Consider the following 16,296-nt stretch of genomic DNA (forward strand, 5'->3'; position numbering starts at 1 on the left):
ACTTGAAGGTTTTCTTTCACGATTTTCTGGATTAGCGCTGTGAAACTCAAAGTCATTCACCGTTCGCTGGCGGTGTGCGCCCTGTGCCTGTTGCCAGCGCTGCCAACCCTGGCCCAGCCGGCAAGCCCCGCCTATCAGGCCGACAATCAACACGCCGGCAACGGCATCCCCTCGCCCATGTACAGTCAGGATGATGCCGCCAATGCGCGCGAACCCGGCTGGCAGGGATTGGCAAATGTGCTGAAAAAGCTGGAGCCTTCGGTCGATACCTCCATTCCCGAAACGGCATCGCAGGCGGCCTCCCGCCTGAGCAACATGATCGCCCAGGGCCAGGCAGCCCGGGCGCTCCAGGAAATCGAGCGGCGCCAGAACGCCAATGACCGCATTACGGCGCCTGCGACCGACGTCCAGATGCTGTTCCTGAAAGGTCGCGCGCTGGCTGCGCTTGGTCGCAACGAGGAGGCCATGACCGTCTATCGCGGCATGACCTCCAGCTATCCGGAACTGGCCGAACCCTGGAATAACATGGCTGCACTTTATCTGCAGGCGGGGCTGACCGATCCGGCCTACGAGGCGCTGAAAACAGCACTTTCAATCAATCCCCGCTACGGGGTTGCATTACGCAACATGGGTATGGTGCAATTGATCCAGTCCCGAAATGCCTTTGCGCAGGCCGCCCAACAGGGCATTCCCGACGCCAGCCGGCAGGCGCAGGCTCTCGGACGCATTATCGAAGGAAAATAAACGCAATGCCCAATTTTGCATTTTTACGCCGCATTGCCGGCTTCACCCTGGGAACCGTTTTGTCGGTCGCAGCCCTGCAGGCGGCACAGGCCGCACCCACTTCAACCAAAAAGGAAACATCCATGAGTCAACCACAGGTCAAACTGCAAACCAATCAGGGCGATATCGTTCTGGAGCTGAATGCCGAGAAAGCACCGGTTACCACAGAAAATTTTCTGAAATACGTCAATAACGGTTTCTTTGACAACCTGATCTTCCACCGCGTCATCAAGGGCTTCATGATCCAGGGTGGCGGCTTTGACGTGGATATGAAACAGAAAGCGACTGAAGCGCCGATCAAGAACGAAGCCGACAACGGTCTGAAAAACGACAAATATACTATCGCCATGGCACGCACCAACGATCCCGAATCGGCCACGGCGCAGTTTTTTATCAATGCCAAGGACAACGATTTCCTGAACTTTTCTGCACCGACAGCCCAAGGCTGGGGTTATGCCGTTTTTGGTAAAGTGGTCCAGGGACAGGATGTAGTCGACAAAATCGAAGGCGTCAAGACAGGTAATCGCGGCTTCCACCAGGACGTGCCTGTTGAACCCGTCATCATCGAAAAAGCCAGCGTTGTCGAAAACTGATTACACACTGCCCGGTACTGTCTGGGTCGCATCAGATATACATCTGGCGCGGCAGGTCCCCGAAACCTGCCGCGTTTTCTATGCCTTTCTGGCCCAGGCGGCGGCGCACGCCGATGCGCTTATTCTGGCGGGCGATATTTTTGATGCCTGGATCGGCGACGATGCCGCGATCCGGATGCCCGAACCCTGGCTGCAACAGGCCATCGAGCACCTGTCGGAAACGGCAAAAACCATTCCGGTTTATATAGGTCATGGCAATCGCGATTTTCTAATGGGTCCGGAACTGGCAGGAAAAATCGGTGCAACATTGATGGCCGAATCGGCCCTGTTTCACACCGATGCCGGCCCTGTTCATATCAGTCATGGCGATGAACTGTGCACGCACGACGTGTCTTTCCAGCGATTTCGCAAACTCTCCCGGCACCCGCTGGTACGCGGCCTGTTCCTGGCCCTGCCCTTGCGGCTGCGCCGCACGATCGCCCGTCGTGCCCGCAAGACCAGCATGCATGCACATGGCACCAAGCCCATGTATCTGATGGATGTGGCCCATGAGGCAGTATCGGCTGTATTCAGGCAACATCCTGCACTGGTGCATATGGTGCACGGCCATACCCATAAACCCAAATGCCATCAATTCGAGGATCAGGGCACGCAGCGCTGCCGCTGGGTACTGCCCGATTGGGAATGGGACCACCCCCCCTTTCGTGGCGGGTATCTGTCGATCAGTTCATCCGGCATTCAAATGCATCACTTTGCTGCGCCTGAAGCCGGTCAGAATCCATCGACAACGCCAGCATCGCCAGCCGCGGCCTGACCGGCTGCCACGCCGGCTTGGTGAAGCTGCACCACGTGTTACGCCAGGCTGCCCTGACTAACGTCCCTGAAACAGGGGCTTGCGTTTTTCCCTGAATGCCTTGCTGCCTTCCCGATAGTCTTCGGTCATGCCCATTTCCCGCTGCAGCTCGATTTCCAGATCCAGCTGTTGCTGCAGGGTGTTGTCGGCGCTCGCATACAACGCGTGTTTGGTCGCGGCCATCGCCCGGGTCGCCCCTGTCGTCAGCTGGGTGTGAACTGTCTGTATCTGTGATTGCAACTGGTCGTCTGCAATACACTTCCAGATCATGCCCCACTGCTCGGCCTGCTCGGCAGATACCGGCTCAGCCAGCAAGGCGGCCCCCATGGCGCGCTGGGTTCCGACCAGGCGCGGCAGAAAATGCGTGGAACCGGCGTCGGGTACCAGACTGATTTTAGCGAACGCCTGAATGAAGCGGGCAGACTGCACGGCAAAAACCAGATCGCAGGCCAGGGCCAGGCTCATGCCCGCCCCTGCCGCTACGCCGTTGACAAAACAAACGACAGGTGCTGGCAGGGCACGCAAGCGTGTAATAAGCGGCTTGTAATTCTTTTCAAGCGCTTCGCCCAAATCCCGGAACTGCCCCGGCTCCAGAGGCTGGCGCTCGCCCAGATCCTGGCCGGCGCAAAAACCGCGACCGGCACCTGTCAGAATCACACCACGCAGATCGGCGCGCGATTCCAGAAAATCCATAGCCTCGCGCAGTTCGTCATGCATCTGCTGGGTAAAACTGTTGAGCCGGTCTGGCCTGTTGAGCGTGATGTATCCAACCCCATCCCGATAGTCAAACAGAATGGCCTCAAAAACTTTTTTTTCCACTGCGGCACTCCCCAATAATTTCAAACAAACCGACCCCGATATTGCTGACGGCTATCTCGTGCCCGTCATGATACCGATTTTTGGACAGTCAGGCGCGGGCAAACGAGCCTGCACGACTGCAATATCACTATAAATTGCCGCTGCCGGCAATTCTGTATTCCCAAAGCCCCCCTTCATCGGGACTGGTCACGACGGCCGGCCTGAGGGAAAACGTGAGTTAAGTGTGTCTGAAGTAATCCTTCTGAAAAAACAGATTGTCAATCCTGTCTGCAGAAACAATACTGTATGACGATACACATATTCGATACAGGAATAAGCCATGACCGTAAGCAATCAGACGCTGGAGACCGGCGCAGAAAAGTATTATCAAACGCAGTTGCAGGCCGGTGCGTTTACCATTCAACGTTGCGGCGACTGTGACAAAAGCATCTTTTACCCGCGCATGGTCTGCCCGCATTGCGGCAGCGATGATCTGCAATGGTATACGCCGTCAGGCAAAGGCACGGTGTACTCGGTCACCGTGGTCCGCAATAAACCTGAAAACGGGGGTGATCACAACGTGGCCCTGATCGATCTTGAGGAAGGCCCGCGCATGATGAGCCGCGTGCAGGATATTGCCCCGGGAGAGGTACGCATCGGACAGTCTGTCGTTGCCTGCATCCAGCGTACCGGCGACGAGGCATTACTGGTCTTTGTTCCAGCAGGAGACAAGGCATGATTGATCCCAAACTTCGCGGCGCAACCGCCATTGTCGGGGTCGGACATGCCGGCCTGGGTCTGGCCGAAGGCTATACGGAAATGGAGATCCTTGTGCAGGCTGCAACACGAGCCGTGCGCGATGCGGGCCTGACCATGCAGGATATCGACGGCATCGCCACGGCCAGCGTATCGTCCACCATGTGGGTCATGCCGGTCATTGAGCATCTGGGTATCAGGCCCACCTTCATCGACAACACCATGGTGGGCGGCTCCAGCTTTGTTGCCCACCTGATGCCGGCCATTCAGGCCCTGGTGTCGGGCCAGTGCAATGCGGTCCTCGTCTGCTACGGCAGTACCCAGCGCAGCTCAACGGTTAACCGCGCCGCCATTGGCAAGATGCGTCGCATGATGGATCCGCAGCCTCACGAAACGCCATACGAGCCGTTAAGCCCTCTGAGTTCCTATGCCCTCGCAGCCGCGCGACATATGCACCAATACGGCACAACGCGCGAGCAACTGGCCGAGGTTGCGGTAGCTGCCCGGGAGTGGGCCCGGCTTAACCCCGAAGCCTCGATGCGTGATCCCCTTACGATCGACCAGGTGCTATCGTCGCGCATGGTTTCCGATCCGCTGACCGTGCGCGACTGTTGTCTGGTCAGCGACGGCGCGGGTGCCTATGTACTGGTGCGTGCCGATCGCGCTAAAACACTCCGGCAAAAACCCGTTTATGTATTGGGCAATTCGACTGCTGTGTGGAATCGCCAGATCTCGTCCATGGACGATCTGACCGTGACTGCTGCCCGGCAGTCAGGAAAAATTGCATATGAAATGGCCGGCGTCAAACCCGCCGATATCGATGTGGCCGAAGTGTATGACGCGTTCACCATCAATACGATTCTGTTTATGGAAGACCTTGGATTTTGCAAAAAAGGAGAAGGCGGAGACTTTGTGAGCAAAGGCGGCATTGCCCCCGGCGGGCACTTGCCTGTCAACACCAACGGCGGCGGGCTTTCCTGCGTGCATCCGGGCATGTACGGAATGTTCATTCTGATCGAAGCGGTCAGGCAATTGCGCGGCCAGGGCGATGCGCGCCAGGTCGCCGACGCACAGCTGGCCCTGGTCCACGGCAATGGCGGCACCCTGTCGAGCCAGTCCACCGCCATTCTGGGCACTGAAGCCACGTTATGACCCCTTCCAATACAGGACAAAGATGATAAACAAAATTCTTGAAACGCATGAAGCCGCATTAAGCCAGATTCCCGACGGGGCATCCATTATGGTCGGCGGTTTCGGTGACTCGGGTATTCCATTTGAAATGCTGACCAGTCTTGCTCATATGGGCACGCGCAATCTGACGATCATCAGCAACAATGCAGGAACACGCGAAGTGGGTATCGCAGGTCTGATCAAAAACGGTCAGGTCAGAAAAATTATCTGCTCGCACCCTCGTCCTCCGCAATCGGATATTTTTGCACAGGCGTTTCGCGCAGGACAGGTTGAACTGGAATGTACTCCCCAGGGCACGCTGGCCGAAAGGATGCGTGCTGCCGGCGCCGGCATGGGTCCGTTTTTTACGCCGACCGGGTATGGTACGCGTGTCGCGGAAAACAAAGAAGTGCGCGTGGTCAACGGCATTGGTTACGTGCTCGAAGAGCCTTTGCACGCCGATTTTGCGCTGGTGCGCGCCCATCTGGGCGATCGCTGGGGCAACCTGACCTATCGCTGGGCCGCGAGGAACTTCAATCCGGTCATGTGCACGGCCGCAAGGCACGCCATCGCGCAGGTAGACAAAATCGTCGAACTGGGCGACATCCATCCGGAGCAGGTGATGACGCCGGGTATTTTCGTTAAAAGCATTGTCCTTGCAGGAGCGCAACATGGCTGATTACACCCGTCTTGACAGAGAACAGATCGCCAGACTGGTCGCCAACAGCCTGCCCGATGGCGCCTATGTCAATCTGGGTATCGGCATGCCTACGACCGTGGCCGATTATTTGCCGGCCGACCGGGAAATCATCCTGCACAGCGAAAACGGTATTCTGGGCATGGGGCGCAGTGCGATTGACCACGAAATTGACACTGACATCATCAACGCCAGTCGCAAGCCCATTGTATTGTTACAGGGCGCATCCATTACCGAACATACCAATTCATTTGCCATGATGCGCGGTGGCCATCTGGACTACTCTATTCTGGGCGGTTTCCAGGTGGCGGAAAACGGCGATCTGGCAAACTGGATTACCGATGCCCCGAACGCCATTGCCGCCATCGGCGGCGCGATGGACCTGGCAGTCGGCGCCAAACAGGTGCTGGTCATGATGGAGCATACCACCAAGACAGGCGAGCCCAAACTGCTGCGTTCCTGCACCTATCCCTTGACCGGAGCCGGGGTGGTTGATTTTGTCTATACGGATCTGGCAATCATCGAAGTCAAAGAGAGCCGATTCCTGATCCGTGCCATGGTGCAAGGGCTGACGCAACAGCAACTACAGGCCCTGAGCGAGGCGACACTGCATATGGACGAGCCCTGCGCGACCATTGCCGTAGACGACGCCGGACAACCGTTTTTCAAGGAGGAGACGCAATGACTATAAAATGGATCAAATTGCGGCAAGGCATGCTGCGCAGCGCATCGGCGCTGGGACTCGGACTGGCCATCGGGCTGACGGCAGCCGGCAGCGCCCAGGCCTTTCCCGACAAACCCATCACCCTGCTGATACCCTATCCGCCGGGCGGAAGCGCCGATCTGCTGGCGCGACCGATAGCCGCCCAAATGCAGAAAACCATCAAGCAGCCGGTCGTGCTTGAATATCGTCCCGGCGCTGGCGGCACCATTGCCACCGCGCAACTGGCCCGGGCCAAACCCGACGGCTATACCGTTCTGATGGTGCTGGCAGCGCATGCCATCAATCCAAGCATGTATAAATCTTTGCCCTATGATACGGAAAAGGATTTCGCACCGGTCTCGGTACTGGCAACCTTGCCCATGCTGGTGGCTGCGGCCAAACAGACACCCGTCAATACGACGCAGGAATTGATCGACTATGCCCGCGCCAATCCAGACAAGCTGACCTTTGCCTCTGCCGGTAACGGCAACACCAGTCATCTGGCCGCCGAGCTGTTCAAAAGCGCTACCCATACCAAAATGATTCATGTGCCCTACAAAGGCAGCGGGCCGGCTGTCGTCGCCATGCTGTCGGGCGAGGTGTCGCTGATGTTCGACAGTATTTCGACTTCCCTGCCCCATGTGAAGGCAGGCAAACTAAAAGGCATTGCGGTCACCGGCAGCAAACGCTCCGCCGTTCTTCCCGATGTGCCGACGGTTGCCGAATCCGGCGTACCGGGCTTCGAAGTCAACGGCTGGTATGGCATCCTCGCGCCTGCCGGAACGCCGGACAGCGTGATCAGGGATCTGAACAAAGCTTTTAACGATGCAGCGCGAACCCCTGCGGTCAGCAAGCAGCTCACCCAGTACGGTTACGAAATAGAAGGCTCCACCCCTGGAGCGTTTTCCAGTCTGATAGCAACTGAAATAAAAAAATGGAAAACAGCGGTCGACCAGTCGGGGGCCCGCATCGAATAGAAACTGAACCATGCACGGGATACGCAACACACACCACTGTGTCTCGCGCCTCATGAACAGAATAATGGAGACTGTATGTCAAAACGATACCTGCGTTTCATCCCACTGCTGTTCTTTCCCGTGCTCGGCCATGCCGCCGATACATGGCCCGACAAACCCGTCAAACTCGTCGTCGGCTATGCCGCTGGCGGACCGGTAGACACGGCAGCCCGCCAATTTGCCAGGTTTTTTGGCGATCAGATCGGCCAGCCTGTCGTCGTTGAAAACAAAGCAGGTGCAAGCGGTATTATCGCAGCTGAAAATGTGGCGCGTGCAGCGCCCGATGGCAGCGTACTCTATTTCCTGGCAAGTCCGACACTGACGATCACCCCACACATCCAGAAAGGCATATCAATCAATAAAGACCGCGACTTCCGCTATTTGGGCAATCTGGTCGAATATACCAACGTGCTGGTGATCAACAACAATCTGAAGGTAAACAGCATTGGTGAATTGATCGATTATGCCAAAGCCAATCCGGGCGCCCTGTCTTTTGGCTCAGCCGGCGTCGGTTCGTCCAACCAATTATCGGCCGAGCTTCTGAAACAGCGCACCGGCACGCAAATGCTGCATGTTCCCTATCGTGGCAACGCCCCGGCCATGATTGACGTTATCGGCGGTAAAACGTCAATGATGTTTGACATTACCGGAACGGCAGTCAATTACATCAATAGCGGCAAAGTACGCGCGCTGGCAGTGACATCCAAAGAACGCAATCGCGCACTGCCCAATGTACCGTCTATGTCGGAAGCCGGTATCAAAGACTATGATGTCACGGGCTGGTACGGCATTGTCGGCCCGGCAAAATTAAGCGATGCGACTGCCGGACGCATTGAACAGGCGCTCAAGACGGTATCCGATATGCCCGAATATCGTAAGCAAATGGAAAAAGTGGGCTATACCATTTCCCTGCGCAGCGGGCGCGATCTGAAATCGCGTATCGACAAGGAATATGTGCTGTGGCAGGAAGTGACAGAAAAGGCGGGGATCAAGACGGGTCAATAGGCCGGCCGGCATCAATACGACGCTGTTGACAGGCAGCGCAATCCGATACGATCGGCAGCGCAGGACTTGCCGCCATACGCTGCCTGCCCGGGCAATCAGCCCTGGATGGTGATTTTTGCATCCGCGATCGTTTTATGCCACTTGGCAATTTCAGCCCGTAAAAACCCGCCGAACGCATCCGGTGTCATGGGAATGGGCTCTGAACCGCTGCGATGCATTTTCTCAATGACCGCTTTGTCTTTCAGTTGGGCATTGATGTTTTCATTGAGCGTGTTCACGATATCCGCAGGTGTACCCGCTGGTGCAAAAAGCCCGCTCCAGGAATACGCCTCGTAGCCCGGCAGTCCTTCATCGGCAATCGGTGGTACGTCAGGCGCCAGCGCCGAGCGCTGCGGATTGCCAATGCCCAATGCAACCACCCTGCCCGATTTCATAAAAGGCAGCGCAGACGTGGCATCGGCGAACATCAATTGCACTTGTCCGCCTACCAGATCCTGTACCGCAGGCGCACTTCCCTTGTAAGGCACATGCTGCAGGCTGATATCGGCCATACTGGCGAACAGCGCGCCAGCCAGGTGAGTGCCGCCGCCCGTTCCTGACGAACTATAGGCAATCTTGCCGGGCTGCGCTTTGGCCAGCGCGATCAATTCCCTGACCGATGACACCTTCAGAGAGGGATGGGCAATCAGAATAATGGGAAACCGCGCGACGCCACCCACCGGCACAAAGTCTTTTTCGATATCGTAGTCCAGCGCGCTGTTCAGACTGGGTAAAATGGCGTGGTGAATGGCCGCGAAAAAATAATGATAACCATCGGGCCTGGCTTTGGCCGACAGCCGGGCACCCAAAATGCCACCCGCACCCGCCCGATTGTCAATGACTGCAGTCTGTCCCCATTGGCGGGACATACCTTCGGTCACAATACGGGCAGCGGTGTCGACCGGGCCGCCTGGTGCAAAGGGCACAATAAAATTGACCGGCTGTGCCGGCCAAGTCGCAGCAAAAGCGCTGAAAGGTCCCAGTCCATAGGATGCGGCCGCGCCATACAGCATGGATTTGAGCAGTTTCCTGCGTTGTATCATTTCAGTTGTCAAAACAGTCTCCTTGTCTGGCCATGCTCGTAACGGCATGACTCTATTGGTTATTGCATTCTCAATTATGCCGCGAGACCGGGCCAGGCCGGTTTTTAATCCATGAAGGAGTCCCTCAGCCAGGCCGAAGTCAGACCGCAAGCTCAGCATTATGGACAGCAGGCCAAGGGTTATGTTTTGCAGTTGCTTTATTCCGGCGCGTTTTGCAGTTACCCTGTCCCGTCGCTAGCGGGCGTGCAGGCGACGCGACACGTCCAGCAGATGGCTGATGAATTTTTCTGCGTAAGCCGGCAGATCGCGCCCGGCAAGACGACAGATATTGCGTTCGCGATCTGCCCATTCGTCGGTGAGTTTCAGAATATGCAGCCGGGGCGCCCGGCTGTAGGCGCGCGCGCATTCGATCGGCACAATCGCCAGGCCAATCCCGGCATCGACCATGCGACATACCGCCTCGAAACTGCCGACATGGACACGCTGGTGCAAACGCTTTCCCAGCTTGTATGCCTTGTCATCCAGAAAAGTCTGAATGGCGCTTTCCGGGTTGATTCCGATAAACTGATATTGATCGATCAATGCTTCAAATGCAATATCCTGACGCTGCGCCAGTGGATGTGCCAGATCGGTCACCACGACCAGCTCGTCCCGAAACAGCGGCAACACGTCCATGCCATCCAGATTGACATTGCTGGATACAATGCCGATGTCGACCGATCCGCCGCGCACGGCCGAGACAATTTCCTTGGACAGTTTTTCTTCCAGTTCGATATCGATATCGGGATTTTCAGCCAGGAACGTGGACAGGGCTTCGGACATGAAGGAGTGCGTCGCGGCGGTATTGGCCATGATGCGCAACTTGCCCTTGATCCCGCTGGAAAACGGCTGCAGCTCCGCGTGCATGCACTCCAGCTGCTGAAACACGCCCTTGGCATATTTCAGAAATACCTCGCCGGCCGGGGTAACGCTCACGCCCGTGACCTGACGAATCAGCAGTCGCACCTTGAGCGAGTCTTCCAGGTTTTTGATCCGCGCACTGGCCGCAGGCAGCGACAGGAAAGATTTTTCTGCGGCCTTGGTCAGATTGGACACTTCGCCAATATGAATGAACAGTCTCAGATCGGTCAGGTCATAGCGCATCTTAAGCTTTCACGAAGGGGGTAATTGAGAAAAATGAACAGTGCCATCGGCCATTTTGGCCTATGATGAAATACCACAGCAATAGATCATAATCCCTAACGGTGCCGGCTGGCCGCCATGAGGGTCGAACCCGCGAAATTGACAGGAGTAAAACGGATGGGCGCAATAGCAGAAGGAAAAGTAGTCATCGTAACCGGCGCAGGCGGCGGGATCGGCAAAGAGATCGCCCTGGCGTACGCCCGCGCCGGTGCCAAAGTGATCGTGAATGATATCGGTGTATCGCTCAGTGGTCAGGGCGCCAATGATGGCCCCGCCCATGCGGTGGTCGATGACATTATCGCCGCAGGCGGCACAGCTGCCCCCAGCACCGACAGCGTTGCCGGCTATGAGTCGGCCAGCAAGATTGTACAGGCGGCCATGGACCATTTCGGTCGCATCGACATCGTAGTCAATAATGCAGGTAATTTGCGCGACCGTCTGTTTCATAAAATGAACGAGGAAGAATGGCGTCAGGTGATTGATGTGCATCTGCACGGCACGTTTTTTGTAAGCCGCGCGGCCGCCCCCTATTTTCGCGAGCAGGAATCCGGAGCCTACGTGCATATGACCTCTACCTCGGGCCTGATCGGCAATTTTGGCCAGGCCAACTATTCGGCCGCCAAACTGGGCATCGCTGCCCTGTCCAAGTCTATCGCTCTTGACATGTCCCGCTACAACGTCCGGTCCAACTGCATCGCACCGTTTGCCTGGAGCCGCATGACCAGTTCCATTCCCGCTGAAACTCCCGAAGAAAAAGCACGGGTGCAAAAACTGCAAAAAATGGAAACGCATAAAGTAGCGCCCATGGCCGTCTACCTGGGTAGCGATGCCGCGAGCCAAGTCACGGGCCAGATTTTTGGGGTGCGCGCCAACGAAATTTTGCTGTTCAGCCAACCGCGCCCGGTCCGTTCAGTGCATATGTCCGACGGCTGGACCCCCGAGCTGATCGGGCAGATTGCCATTCCTGCCATGCAGGGCCAGTTCCACAAGCTCGAGCGCTCACCTGATGTGATCAATTGGGATCCCATCTGACGACAGGAGACAGACGTATGCCCCTGGACTACGAGCGAATTAAAAACTGGACTTTTGCCGATACGCGCCATGAATACGCCCGGCGTGACAGCATATTGTATGCGCTGGGAATCGGTCTGGGCGCTGACCCGGTGGACCCATTTCAACTGCAATATGTCTACGAAAAAGACCTGCATGCCTTCCCGACGATGAGCAGTATCCTGTGCTATCCGGGGTTCTGGATGCAGGATGCGGCCACCGGCATCAACTGGGTCAAACTGGTTCACGGCGAGCAGCGCAGCACCTGGCACCGGCCGCTGGCAGCCGAAGGCGTGCTGACCGGCAGAACGCATATTTCGCATGTCATAGACAAGGGCGCCGACAAGGGCGCACTGGTGATTGCCGAACGCAATATGTATGATGAAGACAATACCCTTGTTGCCACCATACAGCAGACCACCTTCTGCCGGGCCGATGGCGGCTTCGGCACAGGCGACAGCCCTCCTGCCGCCCTGCCTGCCGTACCGCAGCGGGACCCCGACCTGCAGGATGAAATCGCCGTGGCGCCAAACGCGGCTATTCTATACCGTCTCAATGCCGATCCCAATCCCTTGCATATCGACCCGCAGACCGCTGCGGCTGCCGGTTTCGAGCGCCCGATTCTGCACGGGCTGAGCACCTACGGCCATGTTGCCAGGGCGGTGGTGCAACATTGTTGCGACCAGGACCCGGCCCGGCTGTTTCGTTTTGATGCCCGGTTTTCAGCGCCGGTCTATCCGGGCGAGACACTGGTGTGCGATATCTGGCGGGACGGCCCGCAAGATATCCATTTCCAGGCGCGCGTCAGGGAGCGAAACGTGACGGTGCTCAGCCACGGCTATGCCGCATTGCGGACATAAAAAATGCCGGTCGCAACCGGCATTTTCAATAACATCAGCGTAGCCGCAAGGTGGGCTAGGCCATCTGGTTCCAGGCCCACATCGCAACGATGAGGCCAAATACGATGCGATACCAGCCAAAGGGCCGATAGGATGCGCTGGACAGAAAACGCATGAGGGCGCGAACCACCAGCAACGCACTGACATAGGCAGCAATAAAACCCAGTACGACCGCCAACAAGTTGCTTTGGGTCAATTCTCCGCCATGCTTGTACAAGCTCAATACCGTTGCGGCAATCATGGTCGGCATGGCCAGGAAGAAGGAAAATTCGGTCGCCGTCTTGCGGTGAATGCCGGCCATCATGCCCGAAATAATCGTGGCTCCTGAGCGAGAGGTGCCTGGTATCATGGCCAGACACTGAGCGAAGCCCACCACCAGCGCCTGCTTCCAGGTAATATCCTCCAGGCGTTGCACCTGATGGGCCAGTTCGTGATCCTGCAACGTGGTGTGCTTGGCCATTGTAGGCCGCCGCTCAACCCACAACATGATGATACCGCCGACGACAAGCGTGAAGGCATAAATCATGAACTTGCCATCAAGCAGCCGGTTGATCTGGTTAATCAGCAGCAAGCCAATGATGGCAGCCGGCAAAAAGGCAATGATCAAATTGAGCGTAAAGCGCTGCTCGGTCCGGTTGCCCGTGAACGTACCCACAATGACTTCCCGCAGCCGCTGCCGATAGAGCCACATGACCGCCAGGATAGAACCCAGCTGAATCACGATTTCATAAACCTTGAATTGCCCGGAGTCGAATCCGATCCAGTCGCCCAGAATCAGCAAATGAGCCGTGCTGGAGATCGGCAAAAACTCGGTTACGCCCTCAACCACGCCCAGCACGATGGCTTTAAACAGATACCACACTTGATCCATAACAGCTGCTCCGAACGGGGCTTAAAGCTTACTGCTTCAGCGAAATTAGCATTTGGGTGAAGATTTTGGGACTGGCTGCCAGCACATTGCCGGTCTTCTGCCACGTCTGTTCCCCTTCGAAGTCTGCAATGAGGCCACCCGCTTCCAGAACCAGCAGGCTGCCTGCCGCCAGGTCCCAGGGTTTCAGGTGCACGCCGCAATAGCCATCGAAACGTCCGGTGGCAACATAGGCCAGTTCCAGCACCGTCGCGCCCAGCCGACGAAAACCGGAGCATTCGTCTACCAGGCCGTAATACCGTTCTGCGCCGGTGCGATTCGAACCGGAAACGGATGGAAAACGACCGGCGATCAGGGCGTCGGAAAAGCGCGTGCGGCTGCCGACGCGCACGCGCCGGTCATTCAGGAAGGCGCCACCGCCCCGGGTGGCCGTGAACATTTCATTGCGCGCAGGGTCATAGACGACCGCCTGCGTGACCACGCCTTTGTGCAGCAGCGCGATGGAGACTGCATAATTGGGAAAGCCGTGGACGAAATTGGTGGTGCCGTCCAGCGGATCAATCACCCACTGGTACTCGGGCATTTCATTTTCCTTGTCCTTGGGACCGGGAATATGGCCGGACTCTTCGCCCAGAAACGCATGGTCCGGATAAGCCTCGCGCAACACCTCGATGATCGCCTGTTCTGCATTGCGATCGATTTCGGTAACATAATCGTTTGGTCCCTTGCGTGCAACCTGGACTTTATCCAGATCGAGACTGCCACGATTGATAATGGAGCCGGCACGGCGGGCAGCGCGTACGGCAATGGTGAGCATGGGGTGCATAACTATCCAGACTTCGGTTGAGTAGTAAAATACGCATTTTAATGGACATTAAAGCAGACTTCTGCAAATCCATTGGTTTGTGTCCATATTCATGCCGTTCGAAGGAATATTATGTCACCGTTGCATACCCGGGTCCGTTTTATCATGGTGTCCCCCACCCACCCAGGCAATGTAGGCGCTGCCGCCAGGGCCATCAAAAACATGGGGTTTGGCGAGCTGGTACTGGTTCGCCCGCGGGATCCGGACATTCTGGGCAATGACGAAGCCCGAGCGCTGGCCAGTGGCGCAACCGATATCCTGGACAGCGCCCGCATCGCCCCCGATCTTGACGCGGCGCTGACAGGCAGTACCCTGGCCTTTGCCCTCACGGCCCGCAGCCGCGACATGGGACCGCCGTCGCTGGATATCCGCCAGACAGCACAATTATCCCGCACGCATCTGCATAATCACGCCAATACCCGTATTGCAATTGTGCTCGGCACAGAGCGGACCGGCCTGGAAAATGACGATATCAGCCGTTGCCATCGCATTTGCCATATCCCGGCCAACCCGACATACAGCTCGCTCAACGTTTCCCAGGCCCTGCTGCTGGCCGCCTGGGAATTGAACTATGCCTTGCAGGCCCCCGTGGCATCCCACCAGGCTGCACCAACAGCAGACAGCCCTGCGGTGTCACCTCCTGCTGCAGCGACAGTAGACAGCAGCCCCGCACACATGCATCCGGCCCTGGCCCGGCTCGCTTCACTGGCGACCGACCCGGCGGCGCCGGCTTTGCCTGACCGCGACTATGCGCCTGCGGAAAAAGTCGAGGCCTTTATCAATCATTGGGAGAGTGCGCTGATCGGGATTGATTTTCTGAACCCGAATCATCCGAAAAAACTGATGCCGCGCATGCGCTATATGTTTACCCGCATTCATATGACACAGGAAGAAGTGGATATGATGCGCGGTGTGTGCACCAATATTCTGAAGACCGTCTATCGTCCTTAACCCACAGGCATGGCAGACCCTTTTGGGTGGTGACATTCACCGGGGTACCATGCCAGGCGGCATACGAAGGTCAGTCTTCGCATTGACTCACGGATGCTTCCCGGTGTCCACGGCAACCCGAACCGGCATGGGGCTTTGGAATCCCTCCTGCTCCAGTCGCATCTGAACCTGGCGATTCAGGTCATTCTGCAGATTCGTGAAATCACCGGCGCTGGACCAGACACGCAAGGTCAGCGTAATGGTTCCGTCCTTGCGATCACTCACAAAGACAGAGGGTTCGGGCATCTTCAGCGCCACAGGCTGCTCGTCCAGCAGCTTGAGCAGAACCTCGATGGCCCGATTGACATCTTCCCCATACCGGATAAACGCCAGAATATCCATCCTGCGATTATGATTGCGGCTCAAGTTGATGATATTGCCGTTCCATACGGTGCTGTTCGGGATCGTAACCTGCACGCCATCGGCTTGTACGATGCGTGTCAGAAACAGGCCTACTTCATCGACTGTTCCGGACACGCCACCGGCGACCGTTACGCTTTCCCCGGCACGCAAGGGCCGCAGCCCCAGCAACATAATCCCGGCAGCAATGTTCTGCAGGGTTCCCTGCAGCGCCAGACCAATGGCCAGGCCGGCTGCGCCTAGTACGGCAATCAGACTGGCTGTTTGCACACCGAATTGCGAGAGCACCGCGATTACGGTGAAAATCCGGATACTCCAGACCACCACCGTGCGAAACATGGGGATAATGGTCGGATCAATCCGGTCTGAGCGTGCGCTCAGACGTTGCACCACGTTGCCCAGCCACCTGGAAATCGTCCAGCCCAGGGCAAGAATAAGAACGGCGACAACCACATCAATGGCAAACCGCTGGAAAAAAGGCCAAAAGCTTTCAATATGCTGAATATCCATACAAATCACTCTATTGAGGTTAATTGAAGGGGTGTGGCCGACGCAGACGTGTGCACCCAACTACACCGACAGCCCCATCCCGGCGATGGGCATTCGTTGTTTCAGGATTTTAACGT

Annotated in this window: 18 protein-coding genes; 12 read left to right on the forward strand and 6 right to left on the reverse strand. The window is 56.9% G+C overall.

From position 1 onward, the window contains the following. The first annotated feature begins 39 nt into the window (after positions 1-39). From W822_RS42475 to W822_RS42485, 3 genes are all read left to right on the forward strand, one after another. Positions 40-744 carry a tetratricopeptide repeat protein gene (locus tag W822_RS42475; protein WP_024006884.1) on the forward strand — a complete coding sequence of 235 codons (705 nt, stop codon included), beginning with the start codon at positions 40-42 and terminating at the stop codon, positions 742-744. 122 nt (positions 745-866) lie between these two features. Then, positions 867-1,376, forward strand: coding sequence for a peptidylprolyl isomerase (locus W822_RS42480; RefSeq protein WP_024006885.1), 510 nt, complete (start codon positions 867-869; stop codon positions 1,374-1,376). Then, on the forward strand, positions 1,363-2,190 hold the full coding sequence (locus tag W822_RS42485) for a UDP-2,3-diacylglucosamine diphosphatase (protein ID WP_253272340.1): 828 nt from the start codon (positions 1,363-1,365) through the stop codon (positions 2,188-2,190). The genes W822_RS42480 and W822_RS42485 overlap by 14 nt, the downstream gene beginning before the upstream one ends. A gap of 57 nt (positions 2,191-2,247) precedes the next feature. Here W822_RS42485 and paaG read toward each other — a convergent pair whose 3' ends face one another. Next, the gene (gene paaG, locus W822_RS42490; protein ID WP_024006887.1) at positions 2,248-3,048 is read right to left on the reverse strand and encodes a 2-(1,2-epoxy-1,2-dihydrophenyl)acetyl-CoA isomerase PaaG; all 801 of its coding nucleotides are present in this window, start codon (positions 3,046-3,048) and stop codon (positions 2,248-2,250) included. Positions 3,049-3,367: 319 nt separating this feature from the next. Between paaG and W822_RS42495 the strand changes: the two genes are divergently transcribed. From W822_RS42495 to W822_RS42520, 6 genes are all read left to right on the forward strand, one after another. Then, positions 3,368-3,766, forward strand: coding sequence for a Zn-ribbon domain-containing OB-fold protein (locus W822_RS42495; RefSeq protein ID WP_024006888.1), 399 nt, complete (start codon positions 3,368-3,370; stop codon positions 3,764-3,766). Further along, positions 3,763-4,935 (forward strand): thiolase, encoded by a 1,173-nt coding sequence (locus W822_RS42500; RefSeq protein ID WP_024006889.1) that lies wholly within the window; start codon positions 3,763-3,765, stop codon positions 4,933-4,935. Before W822_RS42495 ends, W822_RS42500 begins: the two co-directional genes overlap by 4 nt. 22 nt (positions 4,936-4,957) lie before the next feature. Next, a complete protein-coding gene (locus W822_RS42505; RefSeq protein ID WP_024006890.1) occupies positions 4,958-5,632 on the forward strand; it encodes a 3-oxoacid CoA-transferase subunit A in 675 nt (224 codons plus the stop codon). Beyond that, the gene (locus W822_RS42510) at positions 5,625-6,335 is read left to right on the forward strand and encodes a 3-oxoacid CoA-transferase subunit B (RefSeq protein ID WP_024006891.1); all 711 of its coding nucleotides are present in this window, start codon (positions 5,625-5,627) and stop codon (positions 6,333-6,335) included. Before W822_RS42505 ends, W822_RS42510 begins: the two co-directional genes overlap by 8 nt. Further along, complete coding sequence (locus W822_RS42515; protein WP_253272341.1) at positions 6,332-7,330, forward strand: Bug family tripartite tricarboxylate transporter substrate binding protein; 999 nt, start codon at positions 6,332-6,334, stop codon at positions 7,328-7,330. The genes W822_RS42510 and W822_RS42515 overlap by 4 nt, the downstream gene beginning before the upstream one ends. 75 nt (positions 7,331-7,405) lie before the next feature. Further along, positions 7,406-8,374, forward strand: coding sequence for a Bug family tripartite tricarboxylate transporter substrate binding protein (locus W822_RS42520; RefSeq protein WP_024006893.1), 969 nt, complete (start codon positions 7,406-7,408; stop codon positions 8,372-8,374). Positions 8,375-8,469: 95 nt separating this feature from the next. Here W822_RS42520 and W822_RS42525 read toward each other — a convergent pair whose 3' ends face one another. Both W822_RS42525 and W822_RS42530 read right to left on the reverse strand, forming a co-directional pair. After that, positions 8,470-9,468: a Bug family tripartite tricarboxylate transporter substrate binding protein gene (locus W822_RS42525; protein ID WP_081724460.1), complete on the reverse strand. Its 999-nt coding sequence runs from the start codon at positions 9,466-9,468 to the stop codon at positions 8,470-8,472. A gap of 222 nt (positions 9,469-9,690) precedes the next feature. Beyond that, positions 9,691-10,599, reverse strand: a complete 909-nt coding sequence (locus W822_RS42530) for a LysR family transcriptional regulator (RefSeq protein WP_024006895.1) — start codon at positions 10,597-10,599, stop codon at positions 9,691-9,693. A 156-nt stretch (positions 10,600-10,755) separates the two neighbouring features. Between W822_RS42530 and W822_RS42535 the strand changes: the two genes are divergently transcribed. Next, complete coding sequence (locus tag W822_RS42535; protein WP_024006896.1) at positions 10,756-11,670, forward strand: SDR family NAD(P)-dependent oxidoreductase; 915 nt, start codon at positions 10,756-10,758, stop codon at positions 11,668-11,670. A gap of 17 nt (positions 11,671-11,687) precedes the next feature. Further along, a complete protein-coding gene (locus W822_RS42540; RefSeq protein ID WP_024006897.1) occupies positions 11,688-12,548 on the forward strand; it encodes a MaoC/PaaZ C-terminal domain-containing protein in 861 nt (286 codons plus the stop codon). Positions 12,549-12,603: 55 nt separating this feature from the next. Here W822_RS42540 and W822_RS42545 read toward each other — a convergent pair whose 3' ends face one another. Together W822_RS42545 and W822_RS42550 are read right to left on the reverse strand one after the other, a co-directional pair. Further along, complete coding sequence (locus tag W822_RS42545) at positions 12,604-13,458, reverse strand: undecaprenyl-diphosphate phosphatase (protein WP_024006898.1); 855 nt, start codon at positions 13,456-13,458, stop codon at positions 12,604-12,606. A gap of 28 nt (positions 13,459-13,486) precedes the next feature. Then, positions 13,487-14,281: an inositol monophosphatase family protein gene (locus W822_RS42550; protein ID WP_024006899.1), complete on the reverse strand. Its 795-nt coding sequence runs from the start codon at positions 14,279-14,281 to the stop codon at positions 13,487-13,489. A gap of 111 nt (positions 14,282-14,392) precedes the next feature. Here W822_RS42550 and W822_RS42555 point away from each other — a divergent pair, with 111 nt between their 5' ends. Next, positions 14,393-15,271, forward strand: a complete 879-nt coding sequence (locus W822_RS42555) for an RNA methyltransferase (protein WP_024006900.1) — start codon at positions 14,393-14,395, stop codon at positions 15,269-15,271. Positions 15,272-15,358: 87 nt separating this feature from the next. Here the strand turns inward: W822_RS42555 and W822_RS42560 are convergent, their stop codons facing one another. Further along, positions 15,359-16,180: a mechanosensitive ion channel family protein gene (locus W822_RS42560; RefSeq protein ID WP_024006901.1), complete on the reverse strand. Its 822-nt coding sequence runs from the start codon at positions 16,178-16,180 to the stop codon at positions 15,359-15,361. Between the last annotated feature and the right edge of the window lie 116 nt (positions 16,181-16,296).

It is taken from the genome of Advenella kashmirensis W13003 (genome assembly GCF_000506985.1).
In the GTDB taxonomy this organism is placed as follows: domain Bacteria; phylum Pseudomonadota; class Gammaproteobacteria; order Burkholderiales; family Burkholderiaceae_B; genus Advenella; species Advenella kashmirensis_A.